The 12,492-nt window shown below is 75.5% G+C and carries 11 protein-coding genes; 6 read left to right on the top strand and 5 right to left on the bottom strand.

The window, feature by feature from the left end; all coding sequences use genetic code 11:
• Positions 1–114: 114 nt before the first annotated feature.
• The 4 genes from hpt to dacB are packed head-to-tail and all read right to left on the bottom strand — an operon-like array spanning position 115 to position 4,363.
• Entirely contained in the window at positions 115–669 is a 555-nt protein-coding gene (gene hpt, locus J4E96_RS01715) for a hypoxanthine phosphoribosyltransferase (RefSeq protein WP_227424087.1), read from the bottom strand.
• Positions 670–681: 12 nt separating this feature from the next.
• A complete protein-coding gene (gene tilS / locus J4E96_RS01710; protein WP_227424086.1) occupies positions 682–1,761 on the bottom strand; it encodes a tRNA lysidine(34) synthetase TilS in 1,080 nt (359 codons plus the stop codon).
• 6 nt (positions 1,762–1,767) lie between these two features.
• A complete protein-coding gene (locus tag J4E96_RS01705; RefSeq protein ID WP_227424085.1) occupies positions 1,768–2,904 on the bottom strand; it encodes a zinc-dependent metalloprotease in 1,137 nt (378 codons plus the stop codon).
• A 43-nt stretch (positions 2,905–2,947) separates the two neighbouring features.
• Complete coding sequence (gene dacB / locus J4E96_RS01700) at positions 2,948–4,363, bottom strand: D-alanyl-D-alanine carboxypeptidase/D-alanyl-D-alanine endopeptidase (protein ID WP_227424084.1); 1,416 nt, start codon at positions 4,361–4,363, stop codon at positions 2,948–2,950.
• 134 nt (positions 4,364–4,497) lie between these two features.
• Here dacB and J4E96_RS01695 point away from each other — a divergent pair, with 134 nt between their 5' ends.
• On the top strand, positions 4,498–5,001 hold the full coding sequence (locus J4E96_RS01695) for an inorganic diphosphatase (RefSeq protein ID WP_227424083.1): 504 nt from the start codon (positions 4,498–4,500) through the stop codon (positions 4,999–5,001).
• A 153-nt stretch (positions 5,002–5,154) separates the two neighbouring features.
• On the opposite strand, the gene J4E96_RS01690 is transcribed toward J4E96_RS01695, so the two are convergent.
• Entirely contained in the window at positions 5,155–6,525 is a 1,371-nt protein-coding gene (locus tag J4E96_RS01690; protein ID WP_227424082.1) for a C40 family peptidase, read from the bottom strand.
• A gap of 441 nt (positions 6,526–6,966) precedes the next feature.
• Between J4E96_RS01690 and J4E96_RS01685 the strand changes: the two genes are divergently transcribed.
• From J4E96_RS01685 to J4E96_RS01665, 5 genes are all read left to right on the top strand, one after another.
• Positions 6,967–8,286, top strand: coding sequence for a bifunctional o-acetylhomoserine/o-acetylserine sulfhydrylase (locus J4E96_RS01685; RefSeq protein WP_227424081.1), 1,320 nt, complete (start codon positions 6,967–6,969; stop codon positions 8,284–8,286).
• A gap of 112 nt (positions 8,287–8,398) precedes the next feature.
• Positions 8,399–9,628 carry a homoserine O-acetyltransferase MetX gene (metX, locus tag J4E96_RS01680; RefSeq protein WP_227424080.1) on the top strand — a complete coding sequence of 410 codons (1,230 nt, stop codon included), beginning with the start codon at positions 8,399–8,401 and terminating at the stop codon, positions 9,626–9,628.
• Between the two features lie 94 nt (positions 9,629–9,722).
• Positions 9,723–10,454, top strand: a complete 732-nt coding sequence (locus J4E96_RS01675) for a maleylpyruvate isomerase N-terminal domain-containing protein (RefSeq protein ID WP_227424079.1) — start codon at positions 9,723–9,725, stop codon at positions 10,452–10,454.
• 46 nt (positions 10,455–10,500) lie between these two features.
• Positions 10,501–11,460, top strand: a complete 960-nt coding sequence (locus J4E96_RS01670) for a zinc-binding dehydrogenase (protein ID WP_227424078.1) — start codon at positions 10,501–10,503, stop codon at positions 11,458–11,460.
• 6 nt (positions 11,461–11,466) lie between these two features.
• A complete protein-coding gene (locus tag J4E96_RS01665) occupies positions 11,467–12,489 on the top strand; it encodes an alpha/beta hydrolase (RefSeq protein WP_227424077.1) in 1,023 nt (340 codons plus the stop codon).
• Positions 12,490–12,492: the final 3 nt, after the last annotated feature.

The following is a 12,492-nucleotide window of genomic DNA, read 5'->3' as shown; positions in this document are numbered from 1 at the left end:
CTCATCCCTCCAGGTCGCAGAGGACGGTCGGAAGCTTGAAGTTACACGCTGAACCTGGCCGCAGGGGTGCGTGTTCGCCCAGGGCCAAGGCCACGCCAGATCGCGTCGTGCGGCTCAGTGGCTGTAGACGTGCGGGGCGAGCGTGCCGACGAACGGCAGGTTGCGGTACCGCTCCCCGTAGTCCAGGCCGAAGCCGACCACGAACTCGTTCGGGATCTCGAAGCCGACGTAGCGCACGTCGACCTCGACCTTGGCCGCGTCGGGCTTGCGGAGCATGGTCGCGATCTCGACGCTCTCCGGGCCGCGGCTGCGCAGGTTGGACAGCAGCCAGGACAGGGTCAGCCCCGAATCGATGATGTCCTCGACGATCAGGACGTGGCGCCCGTGCAGGTCGGCGTCGAGGTCCTTGAGGATGCGCACGACCCCGGAGGACTTGGTGCCGGAGCCGTAGGACGAGACCGCCATCCAGTCCATGTCCACCTGGCAGTGCAGGCGGCGCGCAAGATCCGCCATCACCATGACAGCGCCCTTGAGCACGCCGACCAGGAGCACCGACTTGCCGGCGTAGTCGGCGTCGATCTGGGCCGCCATCTCATCGAGCCGCACCCCGAGCTGCTCCTCCGTCAGGAGAACTCGCTCAAGGTCGTCACCCATGTCCGCAGCGTCCACCGGTGGTGCTCCTCAGTACTGGGGGTTGTGAAAGGTCAGCCTCCCACATGCGCGCGCCAGGGCGATTCGGCCGGGCAGATCGACGCCGGCCTGGCCGTGCCACGCGGTCACGAGCGCGTCCATCGCGAGCACGTGCGCGCGGTGCAGCGCCCCCGGCGGGCAGCCCGCGCCGATCGCTGCCAGGCGCAGCGCCCGCCGGCGCACCGCGGCCGGCGCGGCGGCGAGCAGGTCGACGTCGAGCCCCGCCCCGGCAGGGTCCGCCCCCGCAGGCCCGGCCGCCGTGGTCTCGGCCGCCGCGGCCTCGGCCGCCGCGAGCAGCGTGGCCGCGAGCGCCTCGAGGGCCTCGGCGTCCTCACGGAGCTGGTCGCCCGTCCGCGCGAGGGCGAGGGCCACGCCCGGCCCGAGCACGTCCTCGAGCAGCGGGAGCACGCGGTGGCGGACCTCGCGGCGGCGCTGCGCGGGCCCCGCCGCGGCGGTCTGCGCCGACGCCGCCGCGGGCGCCACGGGGGCGCAAGGCCCGCCGTTGGTCGGGTCGTGCCACGGGGCGAGGCCGAGCGCGGCGCAGACCGCCAGGGTCTGCTCGCGGCGCAGGCCGAGCAGGGGCCGGCGCAGCGACCCGCGGCGCGCGGGCATGCCCGCGAGCGAGCGCGCGCCCGACCCCCGGGCCAGCGCGAGCAGCACCGTCTCCGCCTGGTCGTCAAGCGTGTGCCCGAGCAGCACCGCGGCGGCGCCGAGCTCGGTCGCCGCGGCCTCGAGCGCGGTGTACCGGGCCGACCGGGCCGCGGCCTCCGGCCCGCCGCCGCCGCCGACCTCGACCGCCACGACCCGGACCGGGTCGAGCCCGAGGTCCCGGCAGGCCCGCGCGGCGTCGCGCGCGACGTCCGCGCTGCCCGCCTGGAGCCCGTGGTCGACGACGACGGCGCCGGCACGCAGCCCGGCGCGCGCCGAGACGAACGCCGTCGTCGCGGCGAGCGCGAGCGAGTCCGGCCCGCCCGAGCACGCCACGAGCACGAGCGCGCCCGGGGGCAGGTCAGCGAGGTCGGCCCGCACCGCGACCCGGGCCGCGGCGACCGCCGGGGGCGGCCCCGTCATCGGGCCTCAGCCATGGACGCGCCGGACCCACGCGCGCGGGTCCACGATCTCGCGCGACTGCGGCAGGTTCGCGGGCTCGAGCCAGGCCGCGTTGAGGCCGTCCTGCCCGACCGCGCCGGTCACCGCCCGCACGAACGCGGCGCCCTCGCGGTACTGCGCGAGCTTCTGGTCCAGGCCGAGCAGCCGGCGCAGCACGCGGTCCGCCGGGCCGCGGCGGCCCGGGGCGGACCGGCGGGACTCGAACCGGGCGCGGATCTGGCGGACGGTCGGCACGACGGCGCGGCCGACGGCGTCCATCGCGACGTCGGCGTGCCCCTCGAGCAGCGCCATCACGGCGCTGACCTCGGCGAGGACCCGCCGCTCGTCGGGCTGCAGCAGCGCGTCGAGGCCGGACCCGTCGTCGTCGCCGCGCACCAGCCGCGCGACGAGCCCGACGAAGGCGCGGACCCGCTCCGCGTCGCCGCCCTGCTCGCGGGTGAGGTCGCCCAGCAGCGCGCCGATCCGCTCGCGCAGGTGCTCGGCGAGCCACGGCGCGGCCGCGAACTGCAGCGCGTGCGTCTGCTCGTGCAGGGCGACCCACAGGCGAAAGTCCGCCGGGACGACGTTGAGGTCACGCTCGACCTGCAGCACGTTCGGCGCGATCAGCAGGAGCCGGCCCGGCACCGTTGCGCCCGCGCCCGCCTCGGGCCGCCGGCTGAACGGGTCGAACTGGCCGAGCACCTTCCCCGACAGCAGCGCGAGCACGCCCGCGGCCTCCGCGGCGCCGGCGGCCCGAGTCGCGCGCGAGGGGACCTTCCCGCCCGGCCGGATCGCGACGTCGGCGGTGAGCGCGGCGAGGATCTCGGTGTTCGCGCGGGCCCAGCCCGGGCGGTCGAGCACGAGGACGCGGGAGACGCCGGCCACCGCGGGGTCCGAGCCGTCGGCGGGGACGAGGCCGGTGATCCGCGAGACGTGCCCGGCCGCCGCGGCCGCCGCCGCGCGCAGGCCCTCGACGAGGGCGATGGCCTCCCCGCGGTCGGACTCCGGGCCAGGCCGGACCAGCCGCTCGGCGAGGCGCGCCGCGAGCGGCCAGTTCACCGGGCTGGGAACTGCCGCGGACGCCGCCGCGTCGGGGGCGGCGTCGGCGTGCGGGTTCGAGCTCATCCCGCCACGGTAGCCGCGCGACGGCGCGACCGGCGGCGACCGGTCAGCTGCAGCCGCAGGCGGCGAGCTGCCCGACGAACGCGTCGATCGCCTGGCGCGGGCCGCCCTGCCCGCCCGCCGGCGTCTGGTCCGCGAGCACGACGAACAGCAGCTGGCGGCCGTCGGCGCTGACCACCGTGCCGGCGAGGGAGGTGACCCCGGTCAGGCTGCCCGTCTTCGCGCGCACGAGCCCGCGCGCCGGCGAGGCGAGGAAGCGGTCGCTGAGCGTCCCGCGGAGCCCGCCGATCGGCATCCCGACCGCGACCTCCCGCAGCTCGGGGTGGCCGGGGTCGGTGATCGCCCGCAGGAGGCCGAGCAGGGTCGTGGCCGGCAGCGCCGACCCGTCCGCGAGCCCGCTGGCATCCACGAGGCGAGCACCCGTCGTGTCGACCCCGAGCTGGCGGACCTGCGCGAGCACCGCCTCGGTCGCGCCGTCGAAGCTCGCGGGCAGGCCCGCGTCGAGCGCGACGAGCCGCGCGACCACCTCGGTGATCGCGTTGTCGGACGACGTGAGGAAGTACTCCACGACCTCGCCCAGGGGTGCGGACTCGACCGCGCCGAGCTCGACGGCTCCCGCGGTGGCCGTAGTCCGGGTCGGCGCACCGGAGACGGTGATCCCGGCGGCCGCGAGCGCGGTGGCGAACTGCCGCGCGGCCGCGAGGGCGGGGTCGGCCTCGCGCGGCGGGTAGTCGACGTCGTCGCGCAGCGCGGCGATGTCGACCGCGAGGGCGCTGATCGGCGCGGTGAAGCCGTTGGACAGGTCGCTCGCGTCCCAGCCCGGGCTGACGGCGGGCCCGGAGAACAGGGTGTCGTCGACGCCGAGGGTGACCGTCGTCGTCCCGGCGAGGGCGAGCTCGTGCGCGACCGAGGTGGCGAGATCGGCGAGGCCGGCCCGCCCGTTGACCGTGGTGAGGTCGCCCGCGCCCGCCGCCAGCATCATGTCGCCGCCCCCGACGAGCACGATCTCGCCGTCGCCGCCGCGCACCACGGCCGTGCGCACGGTCTCGTCGGCCCCGATCGCGCTGAGCGCCGCGACCGCGGTGACCAGCTTCGCGGTCGACGCCGGCGTGTGCGCTCCGGCGGCGTCGTGCTCGGCCAGGACGTCGCCCGTCAGCTGGTCGACCACGACGGCGCCGACCGACGGGCCGAGCCGGGTGTCCGCGACCAGGGCCGCCAGCAGCCCGGCGACTCGGTCCGCCGCCGGCACCGGCGCGTCCGTCGCCAGGTCCGCGAGCACGCCCGTGGGCGCGGGCGCGGGGACGGCCCCGGGCGCGGTCGGGAACGGCTCGGGCGGGGCCGGCGACGGCGCGAGCGTGACGATCCCGGGCACCAGGTCGTAGGCGTCGGCCGTCCCGTAGCCGCCGGCGCCGAGCAGCACGACGAGCGCGGCGACCCCGGTGACCCTGCCGGCCCTGCCCATGCGTCGTCCTCGCCCATGCGTTTGTGCGCCGTTCGCGCGGTTCGGGCGCGTACCGCCCGTCGGTGCGTCACACTAGTTCCCTCAACCAGCGGCCTGCCGTACGGATGGCCGGGCGCGCCTCGCGGAGGAGCACAGTGGAGTTCGACGTCACGATCGAGATCCCGAAGGGTCAGCGCAACAAGTACGAGATGGACCATGCGACCGGGCGGATCCGCCTCGACCGCATGCTGTTCACCTCGACGCGCTACCCGGACGACTACGGCTTCATCGACGGCACCCTGGGCGAGGACGGCGACCCGCTCGACGCGCTCGTGCTCCTGGAGGAGCCCACCTTCCCGGGCTGCCTGATCCGGTGCCGCGCGCTCGGCATGTTCCGCATGCGCGACGAGGCCGGCGGCGACGACAAGGTGCTGTGCGTGCCGGCCGGCGACCAGCGCGCGAGCTGGCGCCAGGACATCGACGACGTGTCCGACTTCCACCGCCTCGAGATCCAGCACTTCTTCGAGGTCTACAAGGACCTCGAGCCGGGCAAGTCCGTCGAGGGCGCCCACTGGGTCGGCCGCGATGACGCCGAGGCGGAGATCCAGCGCTCACGCCAGCGCGCGATCGACACCGGCTACTACGCGAACGGTCACTGACTCCCCCGACACCGCCGCATGCGAGCGCCGAGCTGGTCCCACGGACCCGCTCGGCGCTCGTGCGTGCGGGTACCGAGCGTGCGTGCGGGTACCGAGCGTGCGTGCGGGTACCGAGCAGCGCGGCGCCCCGCGAGGCGGCCCGAGGGCTGCGGGTCAGGGGCGGCCGGCGAAGTCCATCGTGCTGGCCCAGCGCATCGGCGCGACGTGCGTCGGCACGCCCGGCCGTGCGGCCTCGACGATCTGGCCGTTGCCCGCCCACATCGCCACGTGGTAGACGGTCGACGGGTCACCCGGGTTGGTCCCCCAGAACACGAGGTCACCCGGCCGCAGGTCGTTGTAGCTGATCTTCAGGCTCGCCGAGTACTGCTGGCGGGACGTGCGGCCGATGCTCAGGCCCGCGTTCCGCCAGGCGGTCGAGGTGAAGCCCGAGCAGTCGTACGACCCGGGTCCGGTCGCGCCCCACACGTACGGCAGGCCGAGCTGGCCCGTGGCCCACGCGACCGCGGCGGCGCCCTGGGCCGCCGAACCGCGCGAGCTCCCGCTCGGCACGGACACGGGCGGCGCGACGACGGGTGCCGGCGCGGCCGGGGCGGGTGCCGCCGGCGCGGGCGCCGGGGCGGGCGCGCCGGGCGCGGTAGCGGCGGGCGCGGTCGCGGCCGGCGTCGCGGGCTGGGCGGCCGCGGGCGCGCTCGCCGCCGGCGTCGCGGCCGGGCTGGCTGCCACGGCCACCACCGTGCGCGCGGCCTGGGCGGCGGCGCTGGCACGCACCGCCCGGTCGGCGTCGATCTGATCCTGGCGGGCCCGCTCGATCTCCGCGGTGGTGCTGCGCGCCGCGGCGAGCTGGACGATGAGGGACTCGCGCTGCGCCGTCGCCGCGGCGACCGCCGCGTCGGCGTCGGCCTGCGCGGTGGTGGCGGTGGCGAGGGCGGCCTCGGCCTCGTTCGCCGTCCGCTCCCGCTCGGCGACGGCCTCGTCGGCGCGCTCGCTCAGCGCGTTCGCGACGAGCGTCGACGCCTTGAACTCCTGCACCGCGCGGTCGGCCTTGGCGCCCATGCGGCTGAGCGCCGTGCTGCGCTCGACGACGTCGTCGAAGCCGTCGGCCGAGAGGAACGCCGCCACGCCGTCCATCGAGCTGCCCGAACGCGCGGCGGAGAGGGCGATCGCGACGAGGGTGCGGCGCGAGGCCTCCGTGTCGGCGTTGGCGGCAGCGAGCAGTTCGGCCGCGCGGGTCGCGGCGGCCTCGGCGGCCTGCCGCGCCTGGTCCGCCTGGAGGTAGGCCTCGCCCGCCGCGGCCGCCGCGGCGTAGGCCGTGTCCCGCGTGACGCTCTGCTGCGCGAGCTGCACCTCGATGTCCGCGATCGCGCTGACGCCGGCGGTCACGGCGCTGCGCGCGGAGTCGAGCGCCTCCTGCGACGGGTCGACCGGGTCGGCGACCGACGTGGCTGCCGGGCCGAGCGCGACGATCAGTCCGAGCGAGAGCACAGCGAGCGGCCTACGCAGGCGGGCCTGGGGTTCGAATCGCACGCGGGTGCACTCCTCATCACGGCCGCGCGAGATGCGGGCCTAGACGAACGCTATCGACTCGAGTCCCAGAAGTGAACACGAGTCACACCAGTCACATGAGTCACACGGATGTCATTCGGGACGCTCTACCCGAATCGGCGCCCGGGCGCCCCATCTGGGGCTATCCGGAGGCCTGCCACCTGCTCATCGCGTCCATCCAGTGAGACGCCTGTTCCATCATGAGGACGCCTGCTCGTAGTCTCGGCCCCATGTCCCGCCGAATGTGTCGCTGACCCCGCACGTTCGGCTGTGCCCATCGCCCGATGAGGCGGCTCGCCCCTGCGGGCGGCCCTCGCCTCCTCCCCGGCTGGCACCCCCTTTCGTGCGACCCCCACCCCCCCTCGCGGGCGGACCGGTCAACACGCCGGGCATCGCACCGCGGCCTGCCCAAGGAGCACACCTGTGAACGACGCCTGGTCCTTCGAGACCCGCCAGATCCACGCCGGCCAGACCCCGGACCCCGCCACCGGCGCTCGCGCGCTGCCCATCTACCAGACGACGTCGTACGTCTTCCCGAGCGCCGAGGTCGCCGCCGACCGGTTCGCACTCAAGGACCTCGGCCCGATCTACACCCGCATCGGCAACCCGACGACGGAGGTCGTCGAGAACCGGGTCGCCTCGCTCGAGGGCGGCGTCGGCGCCCTCTTCCTGGCCTCCGGCTCGGCCGCCACGACGATCGCGATCCTCAACATCGCGGAGTCGGGCGACCACATCGTCTCGAGCCCGAGCCTGTATGGCGGCACCTACAACCTCTTCCACTACACGCTGCCCAAGCTCGGCATCACCACGAGCTTCGTTGACGACCCGCACGACCCGCAGTCCTGGCGCGACGCGATCCGCCCGAACACCAAGCTGGTCTTCGCCGAGACCATCCCGAACCCGCGCTCGGACATCCTCGACATCGAGGCGGTCGCCGAGGTCGCGCACACCGCTGGCCTGCCGCTCGTCGTCGACAACACCGTCGCGACGCCGTACCTGATCCGCCCGATCGAGTTCGGGGCCGACGTCGTCGTGCACTCGGCGACGAAGTACCTCGGCGGGCACGGCACGGCCATCGGCGGCGTCATCGTCGACGGCGGCACGTTCGACTACGCGCAGCACCCCGAGCGGTTCCCGAACTTCAACACCCCGGACCCGAGCTACCACGGCCTCGTGTTCGCCCGGGATCTCGGCGTCGGCGGCGCGTTCGCCCCGGTGAACCTCTCGTACATTCTCAAGGCCCGCGTCCAGCTGCTGCGCGACCTCGGCCCCGCGATCTCGCCGTTCAACGCGTTCCTCATCGAACAGGGCATCGAGACCCTGTCGCTGCGCATCGAGCGCCACGTCGCCAACGCGCAGAAGGTCGCCGAGTGGCTCGAGGCCCGCGACGACGTCCTGGGCGTGCACTACGCCGGGCTCGCCTCGAGCCCGTGGCACGACCGCGCCCTGAAATACGCGCCGCGCGGGTCCGGCGCCGTGCTCGCGTTCGAGATCGACGGAGGCGCGGAGGCGGGCAAGGCGTTCGTGTCCGCGCTCGAGCTGCACTCGAACGTCGCCAACATCGGCGACGTCCGCTCGCTCGTGATCCACCCGGCGTCGACGACGCACAGCCAGCTCACGCCGCAGGAGCAGGCCCTGTCGGGGGTCACCCCGGGGCTCGTGCGGCTCGCCGTCGGGATCGAGCACATCGACGACATCCTGGCCGACCTGGATGCGGGCTTCCGCGCCGCCAAGGGCGCCTGACCTCGTGCCGAGACCCGCGTCCGGGGCGCAGCCCGGGCCGTCCTCCCCCGCCGCCGAGGCCGGCGTGGACGGTCCGGGCGCGCCCACGGCCGGGCGCGTAGATTTGGACGCTATGTCCAGCGACCGACGCCGCCGAGCCGCCCGCCCGGCGGCCCCCGCGCCGTCGCCGCGCCGGGCGCACGTGCCCACGCGGCGACGGGTCGACGCGCCCGCCCCCGGGCCGATCCCCGCGTCCGCCGCCTGGCGCGAGGGCGACGAGGTCGGTCGCCGGCAGTTCGTCGACGTCGGCCCGGTCGAGCTCGAGGCCGGCGAGCGACTGCCCGCCGTCCGGCTCGCCTACGAGACGTGGGGCACCCTGTCGCCGGCGCGCGACAACGCCGTGCTGGTCATGCACGCGCTGACCGGCGACTCGCACGTGACCGGCGCGGCCGGTCCGGGCCACCCGACGGCGGGCTGGTGGTCGACGCTCGTCGGGCCCGGGGCGCCGATCGACACCGACCGCTACTTCGTCGTCGTGCCCAACGTGCTCGGTGGCTGCCAGGGTTCGACCGGGCCGGCCTCGACGGCGCCCGACGGCCGGCCCTGGGGCGGGCGGTTCCCCCACATCACGGTCCGCGACCAGGTCGCGGTCGAGGTCGGCCTCACGGACGCGCTCGGCATCGACGCGTGGGCGCTCGTGGTGGGTGGCTCGCTCGGCGGGCTGCGCGCGCTCGAGTGGGCGGCGTCCAACCCCAGCCGGGTCCGCGCGGTCGCCGCGATCGCGACGTCCGCGCAGACCTCCGGCGACCAGATCGCGAACTTCCATACCCAGATCGGCGCCATCCGCGCGGATCCGCGCTTCGCCGACGGCGACTACTACGACGCGCCCGACGGCGAGGGGCCGCACGTCGGCCTCGGGATCGCGCGCCAGATCGCGCACGCCTCCTACCGCAGCGCGCGCGAGCTCGACGAGCGGTTCGGCCGGATCCCGCAGGCGGCCGAGAACCCGCTCGGCGGCGGCCGGTTCGCGGTGCAGTCCTACCTCGACCACCACGGCGACAAGCTGGCCCGCCGGTTCGACGCGAACACCTACGTGGTGCTCACCCGCACGATGATCACCCACGACCTCGGCCGCGATCGCGGCGGGGTCGACGCCGCGCTGGCCCAGATCACGGCGCGGGCCCTCGTGGTCGCGGTCGACTCCGACCGGCTCTTCCCGCCGAGCCAGTCGGACCGGATCGCCGCGGGGATCCCGGGCGCCGGGCCGGTCCGGACGATCCGCTCGACCTTCGGCCACGACGGGTTCCTCATCGAGACCGACCAGATCGGGCCGATGGTCGAGGGGTTCCTCGCGGGCGGCTGAGCCCGACCCCTGGCGGCGAACGACCGGGCGGCGAACGACCCTGGCGAGGAGCGCGGCCCGGGGGCACTATGGCTGTCATGACCGGGCGGCTCTCATGACCGGGCGCAGCACGCGTGCCGACCTCGCGACCGCCTCGACCCTGCTCGAGCGCCAGTGGCGCACGTTGCGGGCCTGGCTCGGGCGGGTCTTCGCGGACGACCCGGGCCACGTCGTCGACGCCCCGAGCGCGCTGCCGGGGTACACGGTCGTCGAGCTCGTGGCCCACGTGGGCCGCGCCCTGAACGCGCTCGCCGTCGCGGAGCCGGCCGCGCCCGCGGTCACGCCACTGACGCTGGCCGAGTACTTCAGCGCGTTCCACGACCGCTCCGAGGAGGTCGTGCAGTCCACCCGCGAGCTCGCGTCCGAGATCGCGCCGGCCCCGCTGGCCGCCGTGGACCGGATGGCCGCCGCGGCCGTGGCCCGGCTCGCGGCGCTCGGCCCCCACGACCGCGTGGTCCAGACCCCGCGGGCGCCGATCCTGCTCTCCGACATGGCGCTCTCGCGCCTCATCGAGCTCGTGGTCCACGGCGACGACCTCGACCGGTCCGTCCCGCGCTTCGGGGACCACCCCGTGGACCCCGACGCGCTCGAGCTCACCGCCCAGGCCCTGCTGGGGATCGTCGTCGCGCGCGGCGGCTGGAGCCTCGAGCTGCGGGACCCGTTGCTGTGGGTGCGGCTCGCGACGGGCCGGCTGCCGCGCGGGCCGGACCGGCTCGGCGACGCGCTCGCCCCCCGGTTCACCTCCGACTCGGTGCCCGACCTCGGCCGGATGCTGCCGCTGCTCTAGCGACGCCACGCGGTGGGCGCACGCCCGCCTGCCCTACGCTGGCCGGATGCTCGCTGCCTACGCCGCCCGGTTCGCCCCGCACGACCCCCTGAGCGCCCTCGAGGTCGGGGACCGCCCCGAGCCCGAGGCCCGGGAGCACTGGAGCACGATCGAGGTGCGCGCGGCGAGCATCAACCACCACGACCTGTGGTCCCTGCGCGGGGTCGGCCTGCGCGAGAAGCAGCTCCCGATGATCCTCGGCACCGATGCCGCGGGGGTCACCGCCGACGGGCGTGAGGTCGTCGTGCACGGCGTGATCGGCGCCACCGGGCACGGCGTCGGCCCGACCGAGACACGGAGCATGCCCTCCGAGCGGTACCCCGGCACGCTCGCGGAGCGCGTCGCGATGCCGACCTGGAACCTGGTCGACAAGCCCGCCGAGCTCTCCTTCGCCGAGGCCGCCTGCCTGCCCACCGCGTGGCTGACCGCCTACCGGATGCTGTTCACCGCCGGCCGCGCGAAGCCCGGCAACCGCGTGCTGGTGCAGGGCGCTGGCGGCGGGGTCTCGACCGCCGCGGTGCTGCTCGGCGCGGCGGCCGGGCTCGAGGTGTACGTGACCAGCCGGGACGCCGCCAAGCGGGCGCGCGCGATCGAGCTCGGCGCGGCCGGGGCGTTCGAGCCCGGCGGGCGGCTGCCGGCCAAGGTCGACGTGGTGCTCGAGACCGTCGGCGCCGCGACCTGGAGCCACTCGGTGAAGTCGGTCCGGCCGGGCGGGACGATCGTCGTCGCGGGCGCGACGTCGGGCGACGCCTCCGCCGCCGAGCTCCAGCGGATCTTCTTCCTCGAGATCTCCGTCGTCGGCGTGACCATGGGCTCCAAGGAGGACTTCGAGGGCCTGCTCAACCTGCTGGTGCGCACCGGCGTCCGGCCCCTGATCGACACCGAGCTGCCGCTCGCCCGCGCGGGCGAGGGGCTCGCGCGCATGCATGAGGGCGGGCAGTTCGGCAAGATCGTGCTGACGGTCTGACCGGCCATGACAGCCACCTGGACGGCCGACGTTCTCGGCTCCGACTACCAGGCGCTGTCCCTCGACCTCGGCGTGGACGACGAGGGCCCGGTCGTGGCCACCCTCGTGCGCTACCGCCCGTCGGCCGCGCCCGCTGCCCCGGCCGCGGACGCGCGCCCGACCACGAGCGGGCCTGGTGACCTCGGGGCCGAGAGGGCTGTGCTGTACGTGCACGGCTGGAGCGACTACTTCTTCCAGACCGAGCTGGCGGAGTTCTTCCACGGCCAGGGCGCACGGTTCTACGCGCTCGACCTGCGCAAGTACGGGCGCAGCCTGCGCCCCTACCAGACGCCCGGGTACATCGAGCGCCTCGGCGAATACGACGCGGACCTGGCCGCCGCCATGGCGGTGATCCGCGACGACCTCGGCGACGACGTCCGCGTCGTGTACATGGGCCACTCGACCGGCGGGCTCATCGGCGCCCTCTGGGCCGAGCACAACCCGGGCGAGGTCTGCGCGCTGGTGCTCAACAGCCCGTGGCTCGAGCTGCAGGGCTCCGCGGTGCTGCGGAACGTCAGCACGCCCGCCGTCAGCCAGCTCGCCCGGTTCCAGCCCAAGACCCCGCTGCCCAACATCGACCCGGGCTACTACGCGCGCACGATCGGCGTGACCGGCGGCGGGGAGTGGACCGTCGACCCGCAGTGGCGACCGACGCCGGCGTTCCCGGTGCGGGCCGGCTGGCTGCGCGCGATCATCGCCGGCCACGCCGAGGTCGCCCGTGGCCTGTCGATCGACGTCCCGATCCTCACGCTCGCCGCCACGCACAGCCTCTTCAGCGCGCGCTGGAGCGAGGCCATGCGGTCGGCGGACACCGTGCTCGACGTCGAGGTGATCGTGCGCCGCGCGGTGCAGCTCGGCCCCGTGGTGACCGTCGTCCGGATCGCGGACGGCGTGCACGACCTCACGCTCTCGCCCGAACCGGTCCGGACGCACCTGTACGCCGAGCTCGCGCGGTGGCTCCTGGGGTACGGCTGGGTCGAGCGGGCCTGACCC

The organism is Pengzhenrongella sicca, assembly GCF_017569225.1.
Lineage (GTDB): Bacteria > Actinomycetota > Actinomycetes > Actinomycetales > Cellulomonadaceae > Pengzhenrongella > Pengzhenrongella sicca.
The sequence above is the reverse complement of the archived record's forward strand: the minus strand, read 5'-3'. Positions and strand labels throughout refer to the sequence as shown.